This window comes from Phyllobacterium brassicacearum, from assembly GCF_003010955.1.
Taxonomy (GTDB): Bacteria; Pseudomonadota; Alphaproteobacteria; order Rhizobiales; family Rhizobiaceae; genus Phyllobacterium; species Phyllobacterium brassicacearum.
In genome coordinates this window covers 1-23635 of the sequence record NZ_PGGO01000022.1, presented here as the reverse complement: position 1 = coordinate 23635, position 23635 = coordinate 1, and the positions used below count along the sequence as shown (strand labels likewise).

Annotated in this window: 24 protein-coding genes, 1 tRNA gene and 1 pseudogene; 17 read left to right on the top strand and 9 right to left on the bottom strand. The window is 56.1% G+C overall.

What is annotated here, in order from left to right; all coding sequences use genetic code 11:
• Positions 1 to 3 precede the first annotated feature (3 nt).
• The 4 genes and pseudogenes from coaE to CU102_RS22710 all read right to left on the bottom strand — a co-directional run bounded on the left by coaE (position 4) and on the right by CU102_RS22710 (position 3011).
• Entirely contained in the window at positions 4 to 585 is a 582-nt protein-coding gene (coaE, locus tag CU102_RS22725; RefSeq protein ID WP_106713373.1) for a dephospho-CoA kinase, read from the bottom strand.
• Positions 582 to 1439, bottom strand: a complete 858-nt coding sequence (locus CU102_RS22720) for a shikimate dehydrogenase (RefSeq protein ID WP_106713372.1) — start codon at positions 1437 to 1439, stop codon at positions 582 to 584. Before CU102_RS22720 ends, coaE begins: the two co-directional genes overlap by 4 nt.
• Positions 1432 to 2025, bottom strand: a complete 594-nt coding sequence (locus CU102_RS22715; RefSeq protein ID WP_106713371.1) for a Maf-like protein — start codon at positions 2023 to 2025, stop codon at positions 1432 to 1434. The genes CU102_RS22720 and CU102_RS22715 overlap by 8 nt, the downstream gene beginning before the upstream one ends.
• A 39-nt stretch (positions 2026 to 2064) precedes the next feature.
• Positions 2065 to 3011, bottom strand: a pseudogene (locus CU102_RS22710) (pyruvate, water dikinase regulatory protein).
• Positions 3012 to 3299: 288 nt separating this feature from the next.
• Between CU102_RS22710 and hemE the strand changes: the two are divergent.
• The 3 genes from hemE to rho all read left to right on the top strand — a co-directional run bounded on the left by hemE (position 3300) and on the right by rho (position 6348).
• Positions 3300 to 4331, top strand: a complete 1032-nt coding sequence (gene hemE, locus CU102_RS22705; RefSeq protein ID WP_106713370.1) for a uroporphyrinogen decarboxylase — start codon at positions 3300 to 3302, stop codon at positions 4329 to 4331.
• 16 nt (positions 4332 to 4347) lie between these two features.
• Positions 4348 to 4887, top strand: a complete 540-nt coding sequence (gene hemJ, locus CU102_RS22700) for a protoporphyrinogen oxidase HemJ (protein WP_106713369.1) — start codon at positions 4348 to 4350, stop codon at positions 4885 to 4887.
• Between the two features lie 195 nt (positions 4888 to 5082).
• Positions 5083 to 6348 carry a transcription termination factor Rho gene (rho, locus tag CU102_RS22695; RefSeq protein ID WP_106713368.1) on the top strand — a complete coding sequence of 422 codons (1266 nt, stop codon included), beginning with the start codon at positions 5083 to 5085 and terminating at the stop codon, positions 6346 to 6348.
• A 4-nt stretch (positions 6349 to 6352) separates the two neighbouring features.
• Here the strand turns inward: rho and CU102_RS22690 are convergent, their stop codons facing one another.
• The gene (locus CU102_RS22690; RefSeq protein WP_106713367.1) at positions 6353 to 8359 is read right to left on the bottom strand and encodes a thioredoxin domain-containing protein; all 2007 of its coding nucleotides are present in this window, start codon (positions 8357 to 8359) and stop codon (positions 6353 to 6355) included.
• Between the two features lie 116 nt (positions 8360 to 8475).
• On the opposite strand from CU102_RS22690, the gene mnmE reads away from it, so the two are divergent.
• The 5 genes from mnmE (at position 8476) to CU102_RS22665 (ending at position 14683) form a co-directional block, all read left to right on the top strand.
• Entirely contained in the window at positions 8476 to 9804 is a 1329-nt protein-coding gene (gene mnmE, locus CU102_RS22685; protein WP_106713366.1) for a tRNA uridine-5-carboxymethylaminomethyl(34) synthesis GTPase MnmE, read from the top strand.
• A 600-nt stretch (positions 9805 to 10404) separates the two neighbouring features.
• Positions 10405 to 12270, top strand: a complete 1866-nt coding sequence (gene mnmG, locus CU102_RS22680) for a tRNA uridine-5-carboxymethylaminomethyl(34) synthesis enzyme MnmG (RefSeq protein WP_106713365.1) — start codon at positions 10405 to 10407, stop codon at positions 12268 to 12270.
• Complete coding sequence (gene rsmG, locus CU102_RS22675; protein ID WP_106713364.1) at positions 12267 to 12911, top strand: 16S rRNA (guanine(527)-N(7))-methyltransferase RsmG; 645 nt, start codon at positions 12267 to 12269, stop codon at positions 12909 to 12911. The genes mnmG and rsmG overlap by 4 nt, the downstream gene beginning before the upstream one ends.
• 54 nt (positions 12912 to 12965) lie before the next feature.
• A complete protein-coding gene (locus tag CU102_RS22670) occupies positions 12966 to 13760 on the top strand; it encodes a ParA family protein (protein WP_166648532.1) in 795 nt (264 codons plus the stop codon).
• Between the two features lie 38 nt (positions 13761 to 13798).
• Complete coding sequence (locus tag CU102_RS22665) at positions 13799 to 14683, top strand: ParB/RepB/Spo0J family partition protein (RefSeq protein ID WP_106713363.1); 885 nt, start codon at positions 13799 to 13801, stop codon at positions 14681 to 14683.
• A gap of 13 nt (positions 14684 to 14696) precedes the next feature.
• On the opposite strand, the gene holA is transcribed toward CU102_RS22665, so the two are convergent.
• Both holA and CU102_RS22655 read right to left on the bottom strand, forming a co-directional pair.
• On the bottom strand, positions 14697 to 15746 hold the full coding sequence (gene holA / locus CU102_RS22660; RefSeq protein WP_106713362.1) for a DNA polymerase III subunit delta: 1050 nt from the start codon (positions 15744 to 15746) through the stop codon (positions 14697 to 14699).
• A gap of 131 nt (positions 15747 to 15877) precedes the next feature.
• A tRNA-Gly gene (locus CU102_RS22655) sits at positions 15878 to 15952 on the bottom strand.
• Positions 15953 to 16150: 198 nt separating this feature from the next.
• Here CU102_RS22655 and CU102_RS22650 point away from each other — a divergent pair.
• The 7 genes from CU102_RS22650 (at position 16151) to CU102_RS22620 (ending at position 20195) form a co-directional block, all read left to right on the top strand.
• Positions 16151 to 16660, top strand: coding sequence for a prolyl-tRNA synthetase associated domain-containing protein (locus tag CU102_RS22650; RefSeq protein ID WP_106713361.1), 510 nt, complete (start codon positions 16151 to 16153; stop codon positions 16658 to 16660).
• Positions 16661 to 16715: 55 nt separating this feature from the next.
• The gene (gene trxA / locus CU102_RS22645; protein WP_106713360.1) at positions 16716 to 17693 is read left to right on the top strand and encodes a thioredoxin; all 978 of its coding nucleotides are present in this window, start codon (positions 16716 to 16718) and stop codon (positions 17691 to 17693) included.
• A gap of 60 nt (positions 17694 to 17753) precedes the next feature.
• Positions 17754 to 18416: an LON peptidase substrate-binding domain-containing protein gene (locus tag CU102_RS22640; RefSeq protein WP_106713359.1), complete on the top strand. Its 663-nt coding sequence runs from the start codon at positions 17754 to 17756 to the stop codon at positions 18414 to 18416.
• Complete coding sequence (locus CU102_RS22635) at positions 18413 to 18607, top strand: Trm112 family protein (RefSeq protein WP_106713358.1); 195 nt, start codon at positions 18413 to 18415, stop codon at positions 18605 to 18607. The genes CU102_RS22640 and CU102_RS22635 overlap by 4 nt, the downstream gene beginning before the upstream one ends.
• A 66-nt stretch (positions 18608 to 18673) precedes the next feature.
• Positions 18674 to 19252, top strand: coding sequence for a TetR/AcrR family transcriptional regulator (locus tag CU102_RS22630; RefSeq protein ID WP_106713357.1), 579 nt, complete (start codon positions 18674 to 18676; stop codon positions 19250 to 19252).
• A gap of 73 nt (positions 19253 to 19325) precedes the next feature.
• Positions 19326 to 19748 carry a metallopeptidase family protein gene (locus CU102_RS22625; protein WP_106713356.1) on the top strand — a complete coding sequence of 141 codons (423 nt, stop codon included), beginning with the start codon at positions 19326 to 19328 and terminating at the stop codon, positions 19746 to 19748.
• Positions 19749 to 19835: 87 nt separating this feature from the next.
• The gene (locus CU102_RS22620; protein WP_106713355.1) at positions 19836 to 20195 is read left to right on the top strand and encodes a YunG family protein; all 360 of its coding nucleotides are present in this window, start codon (positions 19836 to 19838) and stop codon (positions 20193 to 20195) included.
• Here the strand turns inward: CU102_RS22620 and CU102_RS22615 are convergent.
• Positions 20176 to 20382, bottom strand: coding sequence for a DUF1737 domain-containing protein (locus CU102_RS22615; protein WP_106713354.1), 207 nt, complete (start codon positions 20380 to 20382; stop codon positions 20176 to 20178). The two genes, CU102_RS22620 and CU102_RS22615, sit on opposite strands and share 20 nt — an antisense overlap.
• A gap of 63 nt (positions 20383 to 20445) precedes the next feature.
• Positions 20446 to 21327 carry an HpcH/HpaI aldolase/citrate lyase family protein gene (locus tag CU102_RS22610; RefSeq protein WP_106713353.1) on the bottom strand — a complete coding sequence of 294 codons (882 nt, stop codon included), beginning with the start codon at positions 21325 to 21327 and terminating at the stop codon, positions 20446 to 20448.
• A 148-nt stretch (positions 21328 to 21475) separates the two neighbouring features.
• On the opposite strand from CU102_RS22610, the gene leuD reads away from it, so the two are divergent.
• Entirely contained in the window at positions 21476 to 22081 is a 606-nt protein-coding gene (gene leuD / locus CU102_RS22605; protein ID WP_106713352.1) for a 3-isopropylmalate dehydratase small subunit, read from the top strand.
• A gap of 294 nt (positions 22082 to 22375) precedes the next feature.
• A complete protein-coding gene (gene leuB / locus CU102_RS22600) occupies positions 22376 to 23488 on the top strand; it encodes a 3-isopropylmalate dehydrogenase (RefSeq protein WP_106713351.1) in 1113 nt (370 codons plus the stop codon).
• Positions 23489 to 23635: the final 147 nt, after the last annotated feature.

Below are 23635 nucleotides of genomic sequence, written 5' to 3'. Positions count from 1 at the left end.
CCTCTATCCTGACAGGAGACGGATAATCTTCCGTACTTCCTCCCTGGTGACACCGAAATCATGGCGTGTATCGATGATGAAATCGGCTCGCGCCCGCTTTTCCGCATCGGGTGTCTGGCGTTCCAGGATCGCATCGAGTTTGGCTGGCGTCATGCCCGGACGGTCGAGAACTCGCTTACGCTGGACATCGGCAGGTGCTGTCACCACGAGGATCTTGTCCACGCGCGTTTCTGCCCCCGTCTCGAACAGCAACGGAATGTCCAGAACGATCAGTTTCGCACCCCGGGATCGAGCGGCATCGCGAAAGCTATTCTCCTCGGCACGTACCAGCGGATGGATGATCGCTTCGAGCTGCTTCAGTTTGTCCGGTTTTCCCATCACGGCCGCAGACAGTTTCGTGCGGTCGACCTTGCCATCCTTGGTTGTTCCGGGGAACGCCGCTTCGATCAGCGGAGCCGCAGCGCCGGAATAGAGCCGGTGCACGGCCTCATCGGCCGAATAGACTGGTATGCCCTCGTCTACAAACATCTGCGCCGAGGTCGACTTGCCCATGCCGATTGACCCCGTGAGACCAAGGATAATCATTTGGGTTGGCCGCTTCTTGCGGACCTGTCCATGTCGGCCAGGATCACTTTGCGCAACTCCGGGGTAACGTCCGGCCTTGTTCCGAACCAGCGCTCGAAACCGGGAACCGCCTGGTGCAGCAGCATGCCGAGGCCGTCGACAGTTTTGAGGCCTCTGGCGCGCGCGGTTTTCAATAAAGGTGTTTCCAGTGGTACATAGACAATGTCGGTTACCAGCGCATCAGGAGCTGCGGCCGTAAGATCAATGCTCTCATCAGCCTTGCCCTCCATGCCGAGCGACGTGGTGTTGACAATGAGTGCCGAATCTCCCAGCAATTCCGGCACCATGCGCCACTCGTGCGCACTGATACCGCAGCCCAAGCGATCTGCAAGCTCCTTGGCCCGTTCAACGGTACGATTGACGATCCGTATATCGGTGAACCCACGCTGTTTCAGTGCATACACCACTGCGCGGCTGGCACCGCCAGCACCGAGCACGAGTGCGGATTTGCGCTCATCCCATCTTGGACTCATGGCGTCGAGATTGGCGACGAAACCGTAGGCGTCCGTATTGCCGCCCCAAAGCACACCGTCCTCGAACCACAGCGTATTGACTGCGCCGATCTCCATAGCAGCCGTATCGTGCCTCGAGCACAGGGCAAACGCACTTTCCTTGTGGGGGATGGTGACATTGCCGCCAACAAAACCGTTGTTCTGCAGGTTGTGAACAAAATCGGCAAAGCCTTCCGGGGCTACTTCAATCGCCTGATAAGAGCCGTCCAAGCCATATTTCTTCAACCAATGACCGTGAATCAGCGGTGAGCGTGAATGTCGAATGGGAAATCCGGTGACAAATGCGGTGGGATGGTCAGCCATCGATCGCACCTTCGCGACGCAGTTCTGCTAACAATGGCAAGAGCGGTAAACCAACAATCGTGAAATAGTCACCATCGACTTTTTCAAACAATTGCACCCCTTCGCCCTCATATTGATATGCACCGACACTTTGCAGGGCGATAGCGCCGACACGTGCGAGATGCCTGCCGATGAATCCCGGATCGAGATTGCGCAACGTCATGCGCGCGACCGACACGTGCCGCCACAATGCCTGTCCGTCCCTGGCGAGGACCACGGCGCTATTCAGATGGTGCGTCTGCCCCGACAGTTTCAGCAATTGCCGGCGCGCAGCTTCCATGTTCTCCGGTTTATGCAGGATTTCATCGCCAAGCGAGAGCGTCTGGTCCGAACCGATGACGAGCGCTGCCGGGTTTCGTTCACTGACATCGATCGCCTTCGCCTCGGCGAGCACCAGGGCTACATCTTCCGGCGAGGCGCCGCTATTATAGAGCGGTGCCTCGACAGCACGTTCGTCGATATCAGCCGACTGCGTGGTGAACGCAACCCCGGCGTTCTTCAGCAGCGTGGCACGGAATGGGCTCTTGGAGGCGAGAATGATGTCCATTGTCTTGTTCTTCGTTACCAGATTTGGGCCAGAGATTGGTTATCGTCCCTCTGCGCGCAGGGCAAGGACGGCAGCGGCAGTTTCTTCGATCGAACGGCGCGACACATCAATCATTGGCCAATTATGGCGGTGGCAGATTTGCCGCGCATATGTCAGTTCCTCAATGATATTGGCGCGATCGAGATACTGATCGGCATCGAAGCCATGCGTTGCACCAAGCACGCGGTGCTGGCGCACCTGCGATATTCGCTCCGCTGAAGCGACTAGCCCGACGATTAGCGGCCTTTCGGATTGCACCAGCACATCTGGAATTGGCACGCCGATGACGATCGGAACATTCACCGTCTTGATCCCACGATTGGCGAGATAGATGCTGGTCGGGGTCTTGGAGGTGCGCGAAATACCGATCAGGATGACATCAGCTTCTTCTATGTCCGGCGGCAACTGACCGTCGTCATGTTCCATGGTGAAGTTGAGCGCGTCGATGCGCCGGAAATATTCCGCATTGAGAACGTGCTGAGCCCCAACCCTGCGGCCGGCTGGCGCACCAAGGTAGGATTGAAAGATGGTGAGAACCGGCTCGAGAACTGAAACGCATGGTACTCCTATCGCCGCACAGCCGTCATTGATCATCGCGGCAAGCCGTTGGTCAATGATCGTATAGAGCACGATGCCGGGCTCCGCATCGATCCCATCCAACACCCGTTTCATCTGTTTTTCCGTTCGGATAAGCGGATAAACATGCTCAATCGCCCGTGCATGCGCATATTGCGCGGCCGCCGCCCGGCCGGCTGCGATGAGAGTCTCTCCTGTCGCATCAGAAATCATATGAAGATGAAAGTAATTTACTGGTTTCGTCACAGAAATATTGAACTCCTGTTGATGGCTGGGGACAAAATCCCGAAGCGTCCACAACTGATGCCAGCCATGTGAATTGTTGGCAAGTCATCCACAGTTCGCTCGGCTGTGCGCGGTTTTTCCGGCATGTGTCTGAAACTGGGGATTGTTGCGACTCATCGTCCTTTATTCCGCTGATCTCCACAGATTTGTTCACAATTAGTGTTATGTTAAGCCATTGTAATGATTATATTTATCGAAGCTTTCCCGCTTTTGTGGAGATTCGGCCTTTCGTTTTTCAATGCGTTCGCCGAAATTCGGTGTTGTGGGAAAATGTTGGCATTGTGGTAATTCCCGATACAAACAGACTCTAAGAATCAGAAAATCTAAATAGATCTGAATTTCTTTTTTGTAAGACTGGGGCGGAGAGATCGACAATGGTTCGCAAAGTGATGAAAGTCCTTAGAGGCGAGACTGTCTTTCCTCCTCCCATCTGGATGATGCGCCAGGCGGGACGTTATCTTCCCGAATACAGGGAGGTGAGGAAAAACGCCGGAAGCTTTCTCGACCTCTGTTATTCACCTGATCTGGCCGTTGAGGTAACGCTGCAGCCCATCCGGCGTTTTGGTTTCGATGCAGCGATCCTCTTCTCAGATATTCTGGTCGTCCCGCATGCGCTCGGGCGCGATCTTCATTTTGAAGAAGGCCGTGGCCCCTTGATGACGCCGATCGATGTCGATGGAATATTCTGGCTGGAGTCGAATGGTGCCGCAGATCGTCTGGAACCGGTCTACGAAACGGTTCGCCTCTTGCGCCAGCAACTTCCTAACGAAACGACGTTACTTGGCTTCTGCGGGGCGCCCTGGACCGTGGCGACCTATATGATAGCTGGACATGGTACGCCGGATCAGGCTCCTGCCCGTCTTTTCGCCTACCGGAACCCGGACGCTTTCCAGAAGTTGCTTGACGCGCTTGCCGATGTTTCGGCCGAGTATCTGATCCGGCAGATCGACGCTGGTGCTGATGCTGTTCAAATCTTCGATTCTTGGGCTGGCGTCCTCGATGAAACCTGTTTCGAGAAGTTCTGCGTGGCACCGGTGGCACGTGTTGTGAAAAAGGTTCGGGCGGTACATCCGGACGTACCGATTATCGGCTTTCCGAAAGGCGCGGGTTCTCTCTACGTGAATTATCGTGAACGCACGGGCGTTACAGCTCTCGGTTTGGATTGGACCGTGCCGCTCTCGACGGCATCGTCGCTGCAAGGGGGCGGACCGGTCCAGGGTAATCTCGATCCCTTACGTGTAGTCGCCGGCGGCCGTGCTCTGGATGAAGGAGTCGACGCCATTCTCGATTCGCTTGGTCATGGACCATTGATCTTCAATCTCGGCCATGGAATTACCCCGGATGCTCCAGTATCGCATGTCGAGCAGATGGTAAGCCGCGTTCGACAGGCCGCGCGGCGCAAATAAGAGCTCGAGGACAATCATGACAGCGACCGGGCCCGACGAGACCAATGCGAGGAAGATACCCCTGTTGCCGAGGGCAATCGCCGCGTTCGTCGCGATTGGCGCTATCCTGTTGGCATTTCTCTACCCGGCGGAAGCCTTTCTGTGGGTGAAGGCAATCCATGTGATAGCGGTCATTTCGTGGATGGCGGGGATGCTCTATCTGCCGCGGCTATTCGTTTATCACTGTGCGGCGAAGGCGGGCTCCGCTCAATCTGAAACATTCAAGGTGATGGAACGCCGATTGCTGAGAGCGATCATCGATCCCGCTATGGGCGTAGCCTGGCTTGCCGGTTTGTGGTTAGCGTGGCAGTCGGCAGCGTATATGGACGGTTGGTTCCACGTGAAATTTCTAGCAGTCCTCACCATGTCCGGCATCCACGGTTATTTTGCTAAGGCTGTGCGGTTGTTTGGGGAGGACCGGAACGAGAAGACGGCGAGGTCCTGGCGCCTGATGAACGAAGTGCCGACGGTGCTTATGGTTATTATCGTGATCATGGTCATCATAAAGCCATTTTAACCGATCACAAAAACTACGGTCAGATATCAATACCGCTCATGAAACCTCTTGCCCTTGCAGTCACGATTGGCTAGATAAGGGCTCCCTCTCTGGAAATACCGCCACAGCATTTCAGCCATTTTCAGTGGCACTGCATTCAGGCATCGTCATTTCCCTTCCCCATTTCAAACCTATTCAATTAAGAGTTCCGCACACATGCAGGAAATGAAACTACAAGAACTTAAAAACAAGACCGCGGTTGACCTTCTCGCCTTTGCCGAGTCCCTTGAGGTCGAAAACGCGAGCGTGATGCGCAAACAGGAATTGATGTTTGCTATTCTGAAGAAGCTGGCTTCACAGGAAGTAGAAATTATCGGCGAAGGCGTCGTCGAAATCCTTCAGGACGGCTTCGGCTTCATGCGTTCCGCCAACGCCAACTATCTTCCGGGTCCGGATGATATCTATATTTCACCGTCCCAGATCCGGCGCTTCTCGCTGAAGACTGGTGATACGGTTGAAGGTCCGATCCGTGGACCGAAGGAAGGTGAGCGCTATTTCGCCCTTCTCAAAGTCAATACGATCAATTTCGAAGATCCGGAAAAAATCCGCCACAAAATACATTTCGATAACCTGACGCCGCTTTATCCGAATGAGCGCTTCAGGATGGAACTGGAAAATCCGACCACCAAGGATCTCTCCGCCCGTGTCATCGATCTGGTGGCGCCACTCGGCAAAGGCCAGCGCGGTCTGATCGTTGCTCCTCCGCGGACTGGTAAGACAGTTCTGCTTCAGAACATCGCCCATTCGATTACCGCCAACCATCCGGAATGCTATCTGATCGTACTACTGATCGACGAGCGTCCGGAAGAAGTGACGGACATGCAGCGCTCGGTGAAGGGCGAGGTTGTTTCCTCGACGTTCGACGAACCTGCTTCCCGCCACGTTCAGGTTGCGGAAATGGTCATCGAGAAAGCCAAACGCCTTGTTGAGCATGGCCGCGATGTCGTCATTCTACTTGATTCGATCACCCGTCTTGGCCGCGCCTATAACACGGTCGTGCCATCATCCGGCAAGGTTCTGACCGGCGGTGTCGACGCCAATGCCTTGCAGCGCCCCAAGCGCTTCTTCGGCGCGGCGCGCAATATCGAGGAAGGCGGTTCGTTGACGATCATCGCAACAGCCCTGATCGATACCGGCAGTCGTATGGATGAAGTCATCTTTGAAGAGTTCAAGGGTACGGGCAACTCGGAAATCGTGCTTGACCGCAAGGTCGCCGACAAGCGTATCTTCCCAGCGATGGATATCCTCAAGTCCGGTACCCGTAAGGAAGACCTGCTTGTCCCGCGCCAGGATCTGCAGAAGATATTCGTGCTGCGCCGCATTCTCGCGCCGATGGGCACGACCGATGCGATTGAGTTCCTCATCGACAAGCTCAAGCAGACGAAGACCAATGGCGAGTTCTTCGACTCGATGAACACATAAGTCTCTAGGGAGCGCGCCGGAGCAAGGATTCAAGTTCCGCGGCAGTTTCCACAGGAGCAAGACAGACCAGCCCGCGGCAGAGATAGGCCGCGGGTTTTTTTATAGTCACCACGCCGCCACCCGGAACAAGTTCAATCTTTTCGTCCTTGCGGAACTCGATCCAGATGTCGGTTCTTCGCGGATCCGGGCAGTGGTCGGCCGATTGCCGAAGCTCATGATCGCCGCGTGGCGTCACGAGCACCAGTTTCATGGGCTCGAGCAACAGGCTGGCGCTGTTGAGAACGCCCGCCTGGCCGTACTGTTGCTGGAGCACGCGGCCCAATGCTATCTCGGCAATCGTCTCCGCACGTTGTCGTAAGCTGTCGTCCCCTGTTGCGACCGCCAATCGTGTCATAGCTTCGATGATCTGGCTGGTGGCGCTTGGTATTGCCTCGTCCTGATCGCCGCGCACACGAATTATCACGTCGGCGCTATCCGCTGCACTGAGGGCATAGCCGCCATCTTCGGTGCGATGCGACGTGTCGAGCGCCGCAAGCCAATGGCGCGCATCCGCAATGAAAATCTCGTCCTGCGTTGCCTGATAGAGTGACAAGGCGGCATTGATCATGGCCGCATAATCCGACGAAAGACCGGGAAACAATCGCGAGTCGCCCAAAACAGAGTGCGGAAGCCTGCCATTGACCATCGATTCGGATATGGAATGGTAACACCTCAGCGCCATATCCAGCCAATCCGCCCGATCGAAAACCCGGGCCGCCTCAGCGAGGCCGCGAATCATCAAGCCATTCCAGTCGGTCAGAGCCTTGTCGTCGCGGCCAGGGCGAACTCGCTGTTCGCGAAGGAGCCAGAGTTCCTGACGCGCCTTTGCCAGCTGTGCTTCGGTGTCACGATCTAGGGCATCGAGGGAATGCAGACGGTTGAGAATCGTCTTCCCCTCCCAGTTGCCCTCTTCACGAACGTCGTAAACGGTGCGGAAGCTGGCGAACTCCGGATTATCTGGAATTTCACCCGAAGACCAGACGTAAAAACGGCCCTCCTCGCCTTCGCTATCAGCATCGAGACTGGAGGCAAATCGTCCATCGACCAGCATTTCCCGATGGAGCCAAGCAACCGTCTCTTCGATTCGGGAACGGAACAATGCATGCCCAGTTTCGGCAAAGGCATATGTTGCATGCCGGATGAGCTGCGCGTTGTCGTAAAGCATCTTCTCAAAATGCGGAACCAGCCAATCGTCATCGACGGCATAACGCGACAAACCTCCACCGAGATGATCGTAAATGCCGCCCTGCAGCATCGTTTTCAGGCTTTTCAGAAACGCATCCCTGTGGTCTTTTGTGCCGGTCCGCAACCAGGACAGCCACAATGCATCCATGAATGGCACATTCGGAAACTTCGGCGCGCCTGATAGTCCTCCTTTGCCAAGGTCCATCATGCCGAAGACATTGCCCGCAAACTGGTCAAACAGCCGTTGATCGATTGGCGATGCTTCGGCCTTGGCATCAAGTCGCGTGCTGACATGGGTGGTAATGGCATTGACGTTCTGCTCGACGCGAATACGGTCGTCCTTCCAGACATTGCCTATCGTTCGCAGGACATCGAGGAAACCCGGCCGGCCATAGCGCGAGTGCTTGGGAAAGTATGTGCCGCCCCAGAACGGCTTGCCTTCGGAGGTGAGGAACATCGTCAGGGGCCAGCCGCCCTGCTCGCCCATCGCAGCGAGCGATGCCATATAGATCTGATCGATGTCGGGCCGTTCTTCACGGTCAACCTTGACGTTGACATAGAGCGCGTTCATCAGTTCCGCGACTTCACTATCCTCGAAGCATTCGTGTGCCATGACGTGACACCAGTGGCAGGCAGCATAGCCAACCGAAAGCAGGATCGGCTTTCCAGTATCGCGTGCTTCGTCGAGTGCAGACGTGCCCCATGGGCGCCAATGAACCGGGTTAGCGGCGTGCTGGCGCAGATAAGGGCTCGATTCGTGACCGAGCAGATTGGCTTGGCTGTACATCGAGGACTCCAGTGCTCTTTTCGTGCCGCCCGCAGCAGTCTACAAGGGGCCAAAGCAATTCCAGCAAAAGTGTGCAGCGGTTTGCGCCCAACAAGTCTAAGCTTGGATAGATTGAAATGATACAAGACCATCTTTATGGCGATACTATTTTCGCCCTTTCGAGCGGGAGGTTGCCCTCAGGAGTCGCCGTTATCCGGATATCTGGACCACAGACTCGATTCGCTGTCGAAACGATCTGCAGTAACCTTCCTGAACCGAGACAGGCGGTTCTGAAGACATTCAAGGATCAGGATGGCAACATTGTCGATCGGGGTCTGGCGTTATTTTTGCCCGGTCCGCGGAGTTTTACCGGAGAAGATTGTGGCGAGTTCCATTTGCACGGCGGCAAGGCCGTTGTGGATGCGATGCTGTCGGCCTTGTATTCCTTTGAGCGTTGCCGACTGGCCGAACCTGGCGAGTTCACGCGTCGGGCTTTTGCCAATGGGAAATTCGATCTCACGGTTGCCGAAGGATTGGCCGATCTTATTGCAGCGGAAACAGACAGCCAGAGAAGGCTTGCGCTCCAAATCTCTTCGGGCGCACAAGCGCAACTTTATGCCACCTGGCGGACAGAGCTCATACGTGCACGGGCTTTGATCGAAGCTGAACTCGACTTCGCCGATGAATCAGACGTGCCAGGCTCCGTATCTGACCAGGTCTGGCTCGCCATGGAGGATCTTGCCAAGCGTATTCGCAGACATGTTGCTGATGGCAAGCGCGGTTCGATCATCCGAGATGGATACCGTGTGGTCATCGTCGGTGCACCGAATGCCGGTAAATCTAGCCTGCTCAACGCCCTTGCGGGCAGCGACGTCGCCATCGTGTCGGATGAACCAGGCACCACCCGCGATCTGATCGAAATCAAACTCGATCTTGGCGGTTTACCGGTGCTGGTAACGGACACGGCGGGCTTGCGTGAAACGGACGGCAAGATTGAGAAAATCGGCATAGAACGCGCGCTCGAACGCGCGTCCGCCGCCGATCTGGTTCTTGCGCTTACTGATCTCTCCGATCCGAGAGAGCCGCGTTTAAGCGATGTGGATGACAGAGCAATTCTTCGGATTGGCACCAAGTCGGACCTTGCGTCGACGACAGACAAATATGATCTCGTCATCTCAACCCGGATGGATCACGGGCTTGATGCATTATTGAATGCCCTGACTGACCGGGCCGCCGCCGCCGCCGGCAACTTTTCTGATCCGTTGCCCACACGGCGGCGTCATATGGAGCTGTTGCTGGACACGGGTAAAGAGATTGACGCTGCAATCGAGGGAATAGCGGCGCCGCTCGAGGTTCGCGCAGAATTCCTTCGCCGCGCATCGCATTCACTTGGACGTATCACCGGCGACGTCGATGTTGAGGATATTCTCGACGTCGTGTTTTCGCAGTTTTGCATCGGCAAATGATTCACGTGAAACATTGATCGCTACAGCGATCAGAGAGAACGGCGTAGCCGGGTTGTGCGTGGTTCGACAAGGTCACCATGAGCGAAGTGGGCTGCAAGGGGGCAATCCAAGGCACCCACCTTTCCGTCATCCTCGGGCTTGACCCGAGGACCCATCGCAAAGAGCCACAAATGCTCCCATCATTTCGTCGGATTTCAGAAGGCAGAATGTTGAGATACCCTGTGGGTCCTCGGGTCAAGCCCGAGGATGACGGAAGGGGAGTGCATTACGATAACGCGGGACGATTGGCTCGGATCAGATGACTCCAACGAGTGCCGATCAACAAAAATCACCGATGGCGGGTGACGTACCCGCTGTCCGGGGAAGTTCCGTCCAAGGGTTCCCCTGCCGGTACTATGACCGGCGCGTGCTGGACGAGCACTCTAAGGGTCGCGTAGGCGACGCATGCCAGACTCAGATGAGGGTATGGTGAGGGAGGACGCGTGCTCATCGTGGCCCGGAATATGTTTCACGTGAAACATCGTCCATCGGCTTATACTTGACTCCTGACGCGGTTTTGCCCATCAAGGCGCAGATTCGAATCTCTGAAAGTACTGGCACGTGCAAGACGTATTTGATGTCATCATTATTGGTGGTGGTCATGCCGGCTGTGAAGCAGCGGCGGCCTCCGCACGCTTCGGTGCCAGGACTGCCCTCGTAACCCATCGTGCCGATACGATTGGCGTGATGTCCTGCAATCCCGCTATCGGTGGCCTTGGCAAGGGTCATCTGGTTCGCGAAATAGATGCGCTGGACGGATTGATGGGCCGTGTGGCCGATGCGGCCGGTATTCAGTTTCGACTGCTCAACCGACGCAAGGGCCCGGCGGTTCGCGGGCCACGCACGCAAGCAGATCGCAAGCTATATGGCCTCGCCATGCAACACGCGATTGCCGAGCAGGAAAATCTTTCAGTTATCGAAGGCGGCGCAAACGACTTGGTTATTGAGGGTGGCAAGATCGTGGGTGTTCAGTTGATGGACGGCCGCGCTTTGCGCTGTGCATCCGTTGTCTTGACGACGGGAACATTCTTGCGCGGCTTGATCCATATTGGCGAGAAGAAGATCCCCGCCGGCCGTATGGGCGAAGCCCCTGCCCTCGGTCTGTCCGACACCCTGGCGCGTTACGAGTTTGCTTTAGGCCGACTGAAAACTGGGACGCCGCCGCGGCTCGACGGCCGTACGATCGATTGGCAAAGCCTTGACGTCCAGTCTGCTGATGAAAACCCTTTGCCGTTCTCGTTGTTGACTGATTCGATCCGGAACCAGCAGATTGACTGCGGAATAACCCGTACGACGCCGGAGACGCATGCGATTATCCGTGCCAATCTGCATCGGTCTGCCATGTATTCGGGCTCGATCGAAGGGATCGGGCCACGCTATTGTCCCTCGGTCGAGGATAAGATCGTCAAATTCGGGGATCGCGATGGCCATCAAATTTTTCTGGAGCCGGAAGGCCTCGACGATCATACGGTTTATCCGAATGGGATTTCGACGTCGCTGCCGGAAGATGTCCAGCTGGACCTTCTCAAGACCATTCCCGGTCTGGCGTATGCTACCATGCTGCAGCCGGGCTATGCGATCGAGTATGATTATATTGACCCACGGGAACTCGAACGCAGTCTGCAGGCACGCCGCATTGCCGGATTGTTCCTGGCGGGCCAGATCAACGGCACGACCGGTTACGAAGAAGCGGCTGCACAAGGACTGCTGGCGGGTCTCAACGCTGCACGGCTTGCGGGCGGCAGTGAGCCGATCTTCATCCAGCGCACGGAAGCCTATATCGGCGTTATGGTCGATGACCTGACGTCGCGCGGTGTGAGCGAGCCATACCGGATGTTCACCTCTCGCGCAGAATTCCGCTTGTCGTTGCGGGCGGACAATGCCGATGAACGTTTGACGCCGATGGCGGAGCGTCTGGGACTTCTCGGCGAAGCGCGCCGCGAACGCTTTGCGGAGCGGACACGTGATCTCGACGCCGCTCGTACATTGGCCAAGCGCCTGTCCATTACTCCGAATGCAGCGCATGCGCATGATCTCCATCTGAACCAGGATGGGATCCGGCGCTCGGCTTACGACCTTCTAGCGTTCCCCGACATAGATCTGGCACGTCTCAAGAGGATTTGGCCTGAGCTAGGTGAGATCGATAGTCGGATCGGTGATGCACTTGAGATCGAGGCGCAGTACGCGGTTTATCTCGAGCGGCAGAGGGCCGATGTAGCGGCGATGGAGCGAGAAGAGACGCTGCTCATCCCGCAGTCGATCGACTTTTCCACGACATCCGGCCTGTCAAACGAGTTGAGGCAAAAGCTCAAGCAACGAAAACCACGTTCGATTGCTGAAGCCCAGCGTATTGATGGCATGACCCCGGCCGCATTGGCGCTCATTATTACCCAAATACGCCGTGGCGCGCCGCGGGACGTGGCGTGAGCGCGGATAAAGAAAAACGCCTGCAAGAAGTCTTATCCCATGTTTCACGTGAAACAGTGGATAACTTGTCGGACTTTGAAGAACTCTTTCGAAAATGGTCCAAGGCCATCAACCTTGCGTCACCTTCCACGCTTGATAACCTGTGGGAACGGCACATCGTCGACAGCGCGCAGTTGTTCGATATGGCACCGAGCACAACAAAGTGGCTCGACCTCGGCTCGGGCGGCGGGTTTCCCGGTGTCGTACTCGCCATTTTGCTGAAACAACGCCCGGGCGGCCGAATCGACCTGGTGGAAAGCAACGGCAAGAAAGCTGCCTTTCTGCGCACAGCGCTTGGCCAGTTTTCCGCGCCCGGCACTGTCCACGCCGCTCGAATCGACGCTGTTTGGGGCAAAATACAAAATCCGCAGGTTATTACGGCGCGGGCGCTGGCATCCTTGAGCGATCTTTTCCAGCTTGCGGAGCCCTGGCTCACCACCGGCGCGGTCGCCTTATTTCAAAAAGGACGGGATTACCGCCGGGAAATTGAGGAAAGCCGTTACGGATGGTCGTTTGATCTGGTAGAACGAGCAAGTGTGGTCGACAGGGATTCGGTCGTTTTGCAAATCAGCAATCTGCGACGCGCCGGTCCAAATCAGTAGACCTTCGTATTTATGCCGTCGCTGACGAACGGTTTTTTGCTCAGGAAAACAGTGATGAACAGCCAGACTCGTATCATTACCATAGCCAACCAAAAGGGTGGTGTGGGTAAAACCACGACAGCAATCAACCTTGCGACAGCCTTGGCGGCGATTGGCGAAAATGTTCTCATCGTTGATCTTGACCCCCAGGGCAATGCGAGTACTGGTCTCGGAATCGACCGGAAGAACCGCGAAATCTCTTCCTACGACGTACTGATGCAAACGGCCTCCGTCGAGGAGGCTGCCGTATCGACAGCTGTGCCGAGCCTGTCGCTCATACCATCGACACTTGACCTGTTGGGGGTCGAGATGGAGATTTCCAACGCGGCCGACCGCGCGACGCGTTTGCGCAAGGCCTTCAGAGGCAACACCGGATCGTCAGCCTTTTCCTATATTTTGATCGATTGCCCGCCATCGCTCAACCTGTTGACGATGAATGCGATGGCCGCGGCCGATTCGGTTCTGGTGCCGCTGCAGTGTGAGTTTTTTGCTCTGGAGGGGCTAAGTCAGTTGCTCGAAACGGTCAATCAGGTTCGAACTGCGCTCAATCCCAATCTCACGATCCAGGGCATCGTGCTCACCATGTATGACGGGCGTAACAATCTGGCCACCCAGGTGGTCGATGATGTGCGGTCGTTTATGGGCGACAAAGTTTACCGGACAGTCATTCCCCGCAATGTTCGTGTGTCGGAAGCGCCGTCCTATGGCATTCCTGCCATACTTTACGACCTGAAATGTGCCGGCAGTCAGGCCTATCTCCAGCTGGCGTCCGAAGTGATCCAAAGAGAGCGGCACTTACGCGCCGCTTAATCGATTCGAATACGAAACATTATGAGAGCCTCATGACAATGAATGAAGATCTGTCAAAAAAGCGCCTCGGTCGCGGCCTTGCTGCACTGATCGGCGAGATGGACCGCTTGCCGGAGGAAAATGCTCCGCGCGTCGCTACTTTGGATCGTCAGGTTCCGATTGAGTTTGTCACGCGCAACCCGCGCAACCCCCGCCGTCTGTTTACGGAAGCGGATCTTGAAGATCTCACCCAATCCATTCGCGAGCACGGTATCGTTCAGCCGGTTGTGGTGCGGCCGTCCAAGGATTCTGCGGATCATTATGAGTTGATCGCCGGCGAACGTCGCTGGCGTGCGGCCCAGCGCGCGGGCCTCTCGACCGTTCCGGTCATCATCCGCGAGGTCAATGATCGTGTGGCGCTGGAACTGGCGATCATCGAGAACGTTCAGCGCGCAGATCTCAATCCGATCGAAGAAGGTATGGGATATCAACAGCTTATCGATGATCACGAGTATACCCAGGCAGACCTTGCGCAGGTCATTGGCAAGAGCCGCAGCCACGTTGCAAATACGTTGCGTTTGCTGAAATTGCCTGAACCGGTGCGCGACATGATCACCAATGGCGCGCTGTCTGCTGGACATGCCCGGACGCTGATCACCGCAGAGAATCCTGCTGCTCTCGCCGACAAAATCATTCGGGACGGCCTTTCGGTTCGTCAGGCGGAGGCGTTGGCACAGAGTGGCGGGCCGAAGCCTGCGGCGTCGAAGGCCAAATCCGACGGCGAAGATGCCAAGGATGCCGATACACGAGCGCTTGAGAAGCTGTTATCAGACGTTACCGGCATGCGTGTTACGGTCAACCACCAGAACAAGGGTGGCGACGTTCGCATTCACTACGCGACTTTGGAGCAACTCGACGAAATCTGCCGGCGACTTCAGAGCTAGAAGAAGCGACTGATTAACGGCCGTTACGCCCGGCGCGAGCGGCTTCAGCCGCCAGTGCGATCATTGACTGGCGAATAATGGCGATAGCCAGTGGCGCGTTCCGCCTGCTTTCCAGAACAGTGCGCTGCAACCTTTCGATGGCGCGGGCACAGGATTGTGTCGTCCAGCGCTGCAGGGCCGTCTCGACGAACTTCTTTCGCGCGAAAAATACTGGCGGACGAGCTGTCGCGACTGCCGAGGCGGCATTCTTACCCTCATTTTCTATGCCGTAACGTAACGTTTGTAACGATTGAAACTGACGAATTGCCGCGCTCAAGATCAGATAACTGGCTGAGCCGGTCCCAATTACGCGATCAAAAGCGTGGGTGAAGTCCGTTACGTTACCGATCATCACCGCATCGACCATGGTTTCATAGGATGTGGCGCTGACATCTCCGACAATATCGCGCACGTCGTCGACAGTAATGCGCTCTTTGCCGTGGGCATAGAGGCAGACCTTCTCAAGCTCAGCGCGCGTGGCGAGGCGGTCACCGCCAAGGCTTTCCTTGAGCAGGCCGCGGGCGTCCAGCGTAATCTGCAACCCGTTTCTGGCAAGCATGTCATCGATGGTGCTGTCGATCCCACGCGCATCGTCGCTATAGCAGGGCAGGGCCATTGCGCTCGCGCTTTGCTCGACGGTGCCGCGCAAGCCGGCGCCCTTTTTCAAGTCACCGGCTTCGACCAGAATGAACGTATCTGCCGGTGGATTTTTGCAGAGGTAAGCTACTGCATCGGCCAGGCCTTTTTGTCCCGCTGCATTGCGCACCCAGATCAGGCGCTCGCCCCCAAACATGGAGATGGTATTGGCTTCGTCGGATAGCCTGCCGGGCTCGGCGTTGATGTCATCAGCATCAAGCGGGATGACAGCGAAGGGGTCGTCCTGGGCGAGCCCGGTGAGTTTGATGAAGACCCCCGCACGTTCGCTAACCAGGCCCTTGTCGGGTCCATAGAGCAGCACAATGGGGTAGGCGCGATCCAGCCTTTTCAGAAAAGAATCAACCTCGTGCGCTTTTTTCTGTGCCATGTTTTATGGGTTTAACGGTTTGCCAAGATATTGCAATTCCAACATGCCCGAAGCATCAAAGGTGCCGATTTCAACGGCGTGAAAAAGCAAAAAGGCCCGGTTTCTACCGGGCCTTTTGAACTTCGGACAACTGGAGCGGGAAATGGGATTCGAACCCACGACCCCAACCTTGGCAAGGTTGTGCTCTACCCCTGAGCTACTCCCGCGTACACAGTCTGTCTTGCGAAGCGGGGCCTATATGACCCAAGCGCCGGCTAATTGCAACAGGGAATTTTATTCTTTCGTGAGATATGTCAAAAAATCGATGTGGGTTGTCGAAAGGCCTGAGCTTTTTCCTTGAGGACGTATGAAACACGCATTACGAGACACATGTTGATATCTAGTCGAGCACTCTGAAGGCGGTCATGGGCAAGTCAATTGATGAACTGATGGAATATCTCACCGGACTCGGTATCGAGGTGTCGACCGTCCGCCATCAAGCTGTGTTCACAGTCGCTGAGGCCCAGGATCTGCGCGGGCAGGTTGCCGGTGTCCATACCAAGAATCTGTTCCTGAAGGACAAGAAAGACAACTTCTTCCTTGTGACGGTTGATGAAGAAGCGGAGGTCGATCTCAAGACCATTCACACGAAAATTGGCGCCGCCAGCCGGGTTTCGTTTGGAAAACCGGAAAAACTCCTGGAGCTTCTCGGACTGACGCCCGGCGCGGTCAGTGTGTTTGGGGCAATCAACGATACACAGCTTCGAGTGAAAGTGGTGCTTGACGAAGATCTGATGGCGCATGACATTATCAACGGACACCCGCTGACCAACGAGGCAACGACATCGATCCGGACTGGCGATCTCCTGGCGTTTCTAAGAGCGACCGGGCACGAGCCTCTGATCTTGAAATTAGACGGATCGACCCCAAACTGATAGTTGGTAATATCGACAGTAGGTCCAGCGCAGCGGACGATGACGGGAGAATTTGATGAGCAACACCGATAACCCGTTTGGCGGCGGCTACGGCGCGACTTCCGGCGCCCAGACCGTATCCTTCGGAACAGCGCCGAATGGTTCTGCGGCGAGCGCGGGCGAAGTCATCATGGATACCACCACGGCCGGCTTCTCCAAGGACGTGATTGCTGAATCGAAGAATCAACCGGTCCTCGTGGATTTTTGGGCGCCCTGGTGCGGACCCTGCAAGCAACTGACGCCAGTGCTTGAGAAGGTGGTTCGAGCGGCTGGCGGACGAGTCAAGCTGGTAAAGATGAACATCGATGATCACCCGGCTATCGCGGGACAGCTCGGCATCCAATCCATTCCGGCAGTCATTGCTTTTTCGGACGGAAAGCCTGTCGACGGCTTCATGGGCGCTTTGCCCGAATCAAAACTCAAGGAATTCATCGACCGCATTGCTTCTCCGGATGGCGGCAGAGATGAAGCTATTCGTTCGGCGCTGGAAGCAGCGGCGCATGCTGTCGAAGCGGGTGATCTCGAGCAAGCAAGCCAAATCTATGCAGCTGTTCTTGCCGAAATTCCGGATCATGTCCCGGCGTTGGCGGGGCTTGCCAATTGTCTGATCGAACTCGACGACATCGAGCAGGCCAGGGCTACCCTGGAGCGCGTGCCAGCGGACAAGAGGGAAGATGCAGTCGTCCGCGCCGCAGACGCGAAGATCGCGCTTGCCGACCAGGTAGCGACGCTTGGCGACCCTGTGGCGCTCGAAGCTCGTTTGAGCGACAATCCAAAAGATCACCGAGCGCGATTTGACCTCGCAATGATCCTGAACGCCAAAGGCCAGCGCAACGAGGCGGCCGATCATCTTCTTGCCATCATGAGGGCCGATCGTGCATGGAATGATGATGGTGCCCGCAAGCAGCTGCTGCAATTTTTCGATGCGTGGGGTGCTGGCGATGAAGCCTCCGTCACTGCGCGCCGCAAATTGTCTTCTCTGCTGTTTTCCTGAAGAAAATCAGGCACTATAGCTGGCGATCAGGAATTTGATTCCGCCGGCTGGAGTTAGGTAATGCAAGCAGGAAATGTTCGCTATCGGACGCTCGACGATATTCCCGAAAGCGTGCCGATTTTTCCTCTGTCCGGAGCCCTGCTGCTGCCAGGCGGTCAGCTGCCGCTAAACATTTTCGAGCTTCGCTATCTTGCCATGGTCGATGCTGCTCTTGCCGGCAAGCGCATCATCGGTATGATTCAACCGCGCTTTGATCCGGAAAACGAGGCTGATGCCGATCTGTGCGAAGTAGGGTGCCTTGGCCGAATTACTTCTTTTGCGGAAACCGGCGATGGCCGCGTGCTGATAACGCTCCAGGGTATTTGCCGCTTTCGCGTCATCAAGGAACTCTCGACACGCGCACCTTTCCGCCAGTGCAAAATCGCGCCACTACGTGCCGATCTTGATGAAGCGGATGATTCTGACGTCGACCGATTGGCATTGCTGCGCGTTTTCCGGGCTTATCTCGATGCCAACAACCTTGAGGCAGACTGGGACAGCATCTCCCGGGCCGGCAACGAGACTCTCGTCAATGCGCTTGCCATGATGTCGCCCTTCGGTGCCGCGGAAAAGCAGGCGCTGCTGGAGGCGGCAGATTTGAAAACGCGGGCGGAGACCTTGATCGCCATCACCGAGATTGCGCTGGCTAAGGATCAGGATGATTTCGAGGGTAGTTTGCAATGACCGACGAAAAACGCGAGACACCGATCGACAGGAAGCTCCTCGAACTTTTGGTATGCCCCCTGACCAAGGGACCCCTGACCTATGATCAGCAACGGTCGGAACTGATCTCCAAGTCAGCTCATCTCGCTTATCCGGTGAGGGACGGTATTCCGATCATGTTGCCGTCCGAGGGGCGTGCGATCGAAGACTAATCCCTTTCAACATGGGATTAGCTGCGCCATGATGCGAGTCAGTTGCATGACTGACAGGTGGTGGCAATGGCAAAACAGAATGATAAGCGCGATGCGTTGATAGCTTCTGCGGCCGGATTGTTCTGGCACCAGGGCTACGCGGTGACAAGCCTTGCGGATATCTCTGCGACCTCGGGCATCCCGCTCGGCAATATCTATTACTATTTCAAAACCAAAGGTGAATTGGCCCAGGGTGTTGCCGATATCTTTGTTGGGGAGACAGAGGCTATGCTGGCGGAGATCAGCGAAGCGAACCAAAATCCGCGAATCCGATTGCAACTTCTTGTCGAAAAGCTGGCGCAATCATTGAGAAGTCGGGTGGAACACGGTTGCCCCATCGCACTGGGCATTCGGGATTTTCGCCATGAATCTCCCGAGGCGGCCGCCCGGGCGGCGGAGGCGTTCAGCCTTCTCATCGGTTTCATTGGCCGGGAACTTGGGCGATCTGGCATTCGTCCATCAACGGCATTGGGCCTTGCACGCAATGCGCTGACGGAATGGCAAGGCGGCATCATGCTCGCGCATGGATTGCGTGATCCAACAGTTCTGGCCGAGAGTTTCCGGCGAATGGAGCGGCTATTGATGGTGGCGCCCTCACGAAACTGACAGTCGGGGAGCCCCCTCGCATCTGGCCTTGATACACATTATATGAAGCCGGAAAAGCCTGCCAGGAGTTCCGATGGCCCGAAGTAACCAAACCGCCGACTGGGGTAATCGCCTGTCGCCTTCGCTCGGCGAGATCGAATCGCTGGCAATCCAGGCTTATGCGCATCTGCCCGAAACATTTCGCGCGCTTTGCGGGGATATTACGATTCAGGTTTCGGAATTTCCTGACGATCAGATCGTCGAGGATATGGGGCTGGAGTCACCCTTCGACCTACTCGGACTTTTTGAGGGCACCGGCATTGGCGAGCGTTTTTCACTACAGACTGGCGAGCAGGCCAATCGCATTACCATATACCGTCGTGCGGTGCTGGATTATTGGGCAGAGTACGAGGAAGCCCTCGGTGATATCGTGACTCACGTGCTGATCCACGAGATCGGGCATCACTTCGGCCTGTCCGACGAAGACATGGAACGAATCGAAGCGACTGTCGAATAGTCAGGTATTTTTCGTCAGTCGGGTTGCTGTTTACCGCGCTTGGATTATTGCTTCCACGATCATTCGAATTCTCCGAGGAGGGATGTCTTGGCTGACTATGCAACATCCTATGAACTTTTTCAGGCACTGAAGACCGCGTGGAGCCTCGAAAGCTCCAGCTCGTGGTCGCCGGAAAATCCTGCCAAGGGACAATGCAGCGTGACATCGCTGGTCATGCAGGATCTTTTTGGCGGCTCAATCCTCAAGACGAAGACGTCTGGCGGCACACACTTCTACAATGTCATAGATGGCGTCAAATGGGACATGACGGTAAGCCAGCTTGACCGGCCCATCCCATTCGAAGACAGCCCGGCCACGCGCGAGGAAGCCATGGCTGACACATCCGAGCCTCAGTATCGCGCGCTCAAAGGCCGCCTGGCGCAGCAGCTCAATAGTCGCTCAACTTGAGCCCGGGATCGTAATCCACGCCATCGACGTCTTTTACGACGGCCTGGCCGCATTGCATCATGCCCGTGGCCGAATTGAACGCATAGGTTGGCGAGCCATAGATATGCCAGCCCTTGCTGATCGCTGCCGTTACCTTGTGGCAGAAGCTCGCATCGTCCGGACCTGTCAAAAGCCGGTATAATTTCATGATTGTTTTCCCACATTTGGATCGGCATCGGTCGATCCTGTTTCGCGTATAACAGTTCCAGTCTCAATCTCTGCCGATTGTCTCGATTTTTGCCAGCAATTTCTGAGCTGCTTCGAGATGCAGGCGTTCGACCATCCTTCCGCCCAGCGCAATGGCCCCCTTGCCCGTGTTTTCGAAGGTGCTGAAGGCCTTAACGACAGACTGCGCCTCGGCAATGGCTTGTTCGTCCGGAAGAAAGGCTGCATTTGCCATCTCAATCTGGGACGGGTGGATCAGGGTCTTGCCGTCGAACCCCATTTTGGCGGCCTCAGCGCATTCGGTGGCAAAACCATCAAGGTCGGCGAAATCGTTGTAAACGCCATCAATCACGTCGAGTTTTCCGGCCTTGGCGCAAAGCAATATTTGCATGAGCCATGAGGTGAGGAAGACGCGACCTTTAGTCAATCGTGTGCATGTTTCCTTGGCGATGTCGTTGGTTCCGATAACAAAGCAATCAAGTCTTGCCGCCGATCGCAATCCGAGTTCAGCGATTTCATCCGCATTGAGAATGCCGCGCGGTGTTTCGATCATCGCCCAGAGACGAATCCGCTCCGAAGCATCTGTTTCCTCGAGCATCTCGGTCACACCGGTGATGTCCTGCGGCCTTTCGACCTTCGGGAGGAGGATCGCGTCGGGCTTGCAGGCCCGCGCCGCCAGCAGATCCTCGGGACCCCATTCACTCAAGAGGCTGTTAATACGGATAACCCGTTCACTCTTGCTGGTTGGATGTTCAAGAAAATAGCTCCGCAAGGCCTCCCGTGCGTCTTCCTTTGCGACGGGTGCGACGGCATCCTCCAGATCGAAAATGATCGCGTCAGCAGTGAGCGAAGCGGCTTTGGCCAGCGCCTTCGCATTCGAAGCTGGAACATAAAGGACAGACCGGCGGGGGCGATAAGATTTGCTCATCCGAAGTTTTTGCCCTGATCGTCATGCCAAGACAAGAGCAATCATGTGTCGTCTGCCCAAAGTGCCACAGGGGAAACTCTTTGATTCGAATCGAAGCTGGTGTAAAGCGGAACGCAACGTTATTCCGCAGGATCTACAGGCAGACATCATGGACAAATTCACCAAGCTCACCGGCGTTGCCGCTCCGCTGCCGATCATCAATGTCGATACGGACATGATCATCCCGAAGGACTACCTGAAGACGATCAAGCGGACCGGCCTCGGCACCGGGCTGTTTGCCGAAATGCGCTACAACGATGATGGCTCCGAGAATCCAGATTTTGTTCTTAACAAGCCGGCCTATCGTAAAGCACAGATTCTCGTTACTGGTGATAATTTCGGGTGCGGATCGAGCCGCGAGCACGCTCCCTGGGCTCTGCTTGATTTCGGCATTCGCTGCGTGATTTCCACGAGCTTCGCCGATATTTTCTACAATAACTGCTTCAAGAACGGGATCCTGCCGGTCCGCGTTAGCCAGGAAGACCTGGACAAGCTGATGGATGACGCTCAGCGCGGTGCCAATGCGACACTGTCCATTGATCTCGAGGACCTGACAATCAAGGGGCCAGACGGCGGTACGATCGGTTTTGAACTCGATGAATTCCGGCGTTATTGCATGCTGAATGGCCTCGACGATATCGGCCTGACCATGGAGAAGGCCGACAAAATCGACAGCTTTGAATCCGCCAACGCGGAAAAGCATCCCTGGGCATAAGCTGATCGCTGGAGCTCGCCATTGCGGGCTCCCTAGAGCGCGAACGTCCGCTCAATGGGTAATTGCATCTTTATCCGCGCGCCCAGCCTGGTTCCGTGCTGATCTAGACATTCGACACTAAGCCGCAAAGATTGCGCGGACATCGCCGCAGAGTGGTCCGCGATAGTCAGGATCGTTCATGAATGGTCATCGGCATGCAGAAAATTACGCAGAAAGCTTTCCATCTTTGCTGAACTTGCGCTAAGTACGCGCCATCCTGATTACCGCGATCTTTCATCAACGAGGTTTCCCAGCATGGCATCGAAAAAGCTCCTACTTCTTCCCGGCGACGGCATCGGTCCCGAGGCAATGGCCGAAGTGCGCAAGATCATCGCTTACATGAATGCCGAGCTGAAGAGCGGCTTTGAGCTTGATGAAGGGCTGGTTGGCGGTTCGGCCTACGATGCACACGGTCAGGCCATCTCCGAAGCCGACATGGCCAAGGCCTTGGCTGCGGATGCTGTTCTTTTCGGCGCCGTGGGCGGCCCGAAGTGGGACAGCGTTCCCTATGATGTCCGTCCGGAAGCCGGTCTTTTGCGCCTGCGCAAGGACATGGAGCTCTTTGCCAATCTGCGCCCTGCGATCTGTTATCCGGCCTTGGCCGATTCATCATCGCTCAAGAAAGAGGTTGTCGAAGACCTTGATATCCTGATCGTGCGCGAATTGACGGGCGGGGTCTATTTCGGCGAGCCGAAGGAAATCCGCGATCTTGGCAATGGCCAGAAGCGCGGCATCGACACGCAAGTCTATGACACCTACGAGATCGAGCGTATCTCGGGTGTCGCCTTCGAACTGGCACGTACACGCGCCAACAAGGTGACTTCGATGGAGAAGCGCAACGTCATGAAATCCGGCGTGTTGTGGAACGAAGTCGTTACGGCCATCCACAAGGCGAAATATTCCGATGTCAAGCTCGAACATATGCTGGCGGATGCTGGCGGCATGCAGCTTGTCCGCTGGCCCAAGCAGTTCGACGTCATCGTCACCGACAATCTGTTCGGCGACATGCTGTCCGATATCGCGGCGATGCTGACCGGTTCGCTCGGGATGCTTCCCTCTGCCTCGCTTGGCGCACCGGACGCCAAGGCCGGTAGCCGCAAGGCGCTCTACGAGCCCGTCCATGGCTCAGCGCCGGACATTGCCGGAACAGGCGCGGCTAACCCGATTGCTATGATCGCATCCTTCGCTATGTGCCTGCGTTACTCATTCAATATGGTTGCGGAAGCCGACAGGCTGGAAGCAGCCGTCGCGGGCGTGCTCGACGATGGCATCCGGACTGCCGATATTATGTCGGAAGGCAAGACGAAGGTCGGCACCTCCGCTATGGGCGATGCAATCCTGGCGAAGTTCAACGCGCTCGCTGCCTGACGTGAAACTCCGGACAAACAAAAGCCCGGCGCGAGTGATGATCTGACCCCCGAAAGTTGGACATCAACCTTCGGGGGTTTTGCATGTCCAAACACAGCGTTGCTTTTAAGCTTTCTGTTGTGGCGTTTTATCAGAAGGGCGAGCGGA

Excerpts from the sequence above, each read along its gene's own strand:
- CU102_RS22650 (WP_106713361.1), top strand. The coding sequence starts at position 16,151 with ATGGGCAAGTCAATTGATGAACTGATGGAATATCTCACCGGACTCGGT.
- holA (WP_106713362.1), bottom strand. The coding sequence starts at position 15,746 with ATGGCACAGAAAAAAGCGCACGAGGTTGATTCTTTTCTGAAAAGGCTG.
- mnmE (WP_106713366.1), top strand. The coding sequence starts at position 8,476 with ATGATACAAGACCATCTTTATGGCGATACTATTTTCGCCCTTTCGAGC.
- CU102_RS22615 (WP_106713354.1), bottom strand. The coding sequence starts at position 20,382 with ATGAAATTATACCGGCTTTTGACAGGTCCGGACGATGCGAGCTTCTGC.
- coaE (WP_106713373.1), bottom strand. The coding sequence starts at position 585 with ATGATTATCCTTGGTCTCACGGGGTCAATCGGCATGGGCAAGTCGACC.
- leuD (WP_106713352.1), top strand. The coding sequence starts at position 21,476 with ATGGACAAATTCACCAAGCTCACCGGCGTTGCCGCTCCGCTGCCGATC.
- hemE (WP_106713370.1), top strand. The coding sequence starts at position 3,300 with ATGGTTCGCAAAGTGATGAAAGTCCTTAGAGGCGAGACTGTCTTTCCT.
- CU102_RS22610 (WP_106713353.1), bottom strand. The coding sequence starts at position 21,327 with ATGAGCAAATCTTATCGCCCCCGCCGGTCTGTCCTTTATGTTCCAGCT.
- CU102_RS22630 (WP_106713357.1), top strand. The coding sequence starts at position 18,674 with ATGGCAAAACAGAATGATAAGCGCGATGCGTTGATAGCTTCTGCGGCC.
- CU102_RS22670 (WP_166648532.1), top strand. The coding sequence starts at position 12,966 with ATGAACAGCCAGACTCGTATCATTACCATAGCCAACCAAAAGGGTGGT.
- CU102_RS22715 (WP_106713371.1), bottom strand. The coding sequence starts at position 2,025 with ATGGACATCATTCTCGCCTCCAAGAGCCCATTCCGTGCCACGCTGCTG.
- CU102_RS22640 (WP_106713359.1), top strand. The coding sequence starts at position 17,754 with ATGCAAGCAGGAAATGTTCGCTATCGGACGCTCGACGATATTCCCGAA.
- CU102_RS22720 (WP_106713372.1), bottom strand. The coding sequence starts at position 1,439 with ATGGCTGACCATCCCACCGCATTTGTCACCGGATTTCCCATTCGACAT.
- CU102_RS22665 (WP_106713363.1), top strand. The coding sequence starts at position 13,799 with ATGAATGAAGATCTGTCAAAAAAGCGCCTCGGTCGCGGCCTTGCTGCA.
- CU102_RS22625 (WP_106713356.1), top strand. The coding sequence starts at position 19,326 with ATGGCCCGAAGTAACCAAACCGCCGACTGGGGTAATCGCCTGTCGCCT.
- CU102_RS22635 (WP_106713358.1), top strand. The coding sequence starts at position 18,413 with ATGACCGACGAAAAACGCGAGACACCGATCGACAGGAAGCTCCTCGAA.
- hemJ (WP_106713369.1), top strand. The coding sequence starts at position 4,348 with ATGACAGCGACCGGGCCCGACGAGACCAATGCGAGGAAGATACCCCTG.
- CU102_RS22690 (WP_106713367.1), bottom strand. The coding sequence starts at position 8,359 with ATGTACAGCCAAGCCAATCTGCTCGGTCACGAATCGAGCCCTTATCTG.
- rho (WP_106713368.1), top strand. The coding sequence starts at position 5,083 with ATGCAGGAAATGAAACTACAAGAACTTAAAAACAAGACCGCGGTTGAC.
- leuB (WP_106713351.1), top strand. The coding sequence starts at position 22,376 with ATGGCATCGAAAAAGCTCCTACTTCTTCCCGGCGACGGCATCGGTCCC.
- trxA (WP_106713360.1), top strand. The coding sequence starts at position 16,716 with ATGAGCAACACCGATAACCCGTTTGGCGGCGGCTACGGCGCGACTTCC.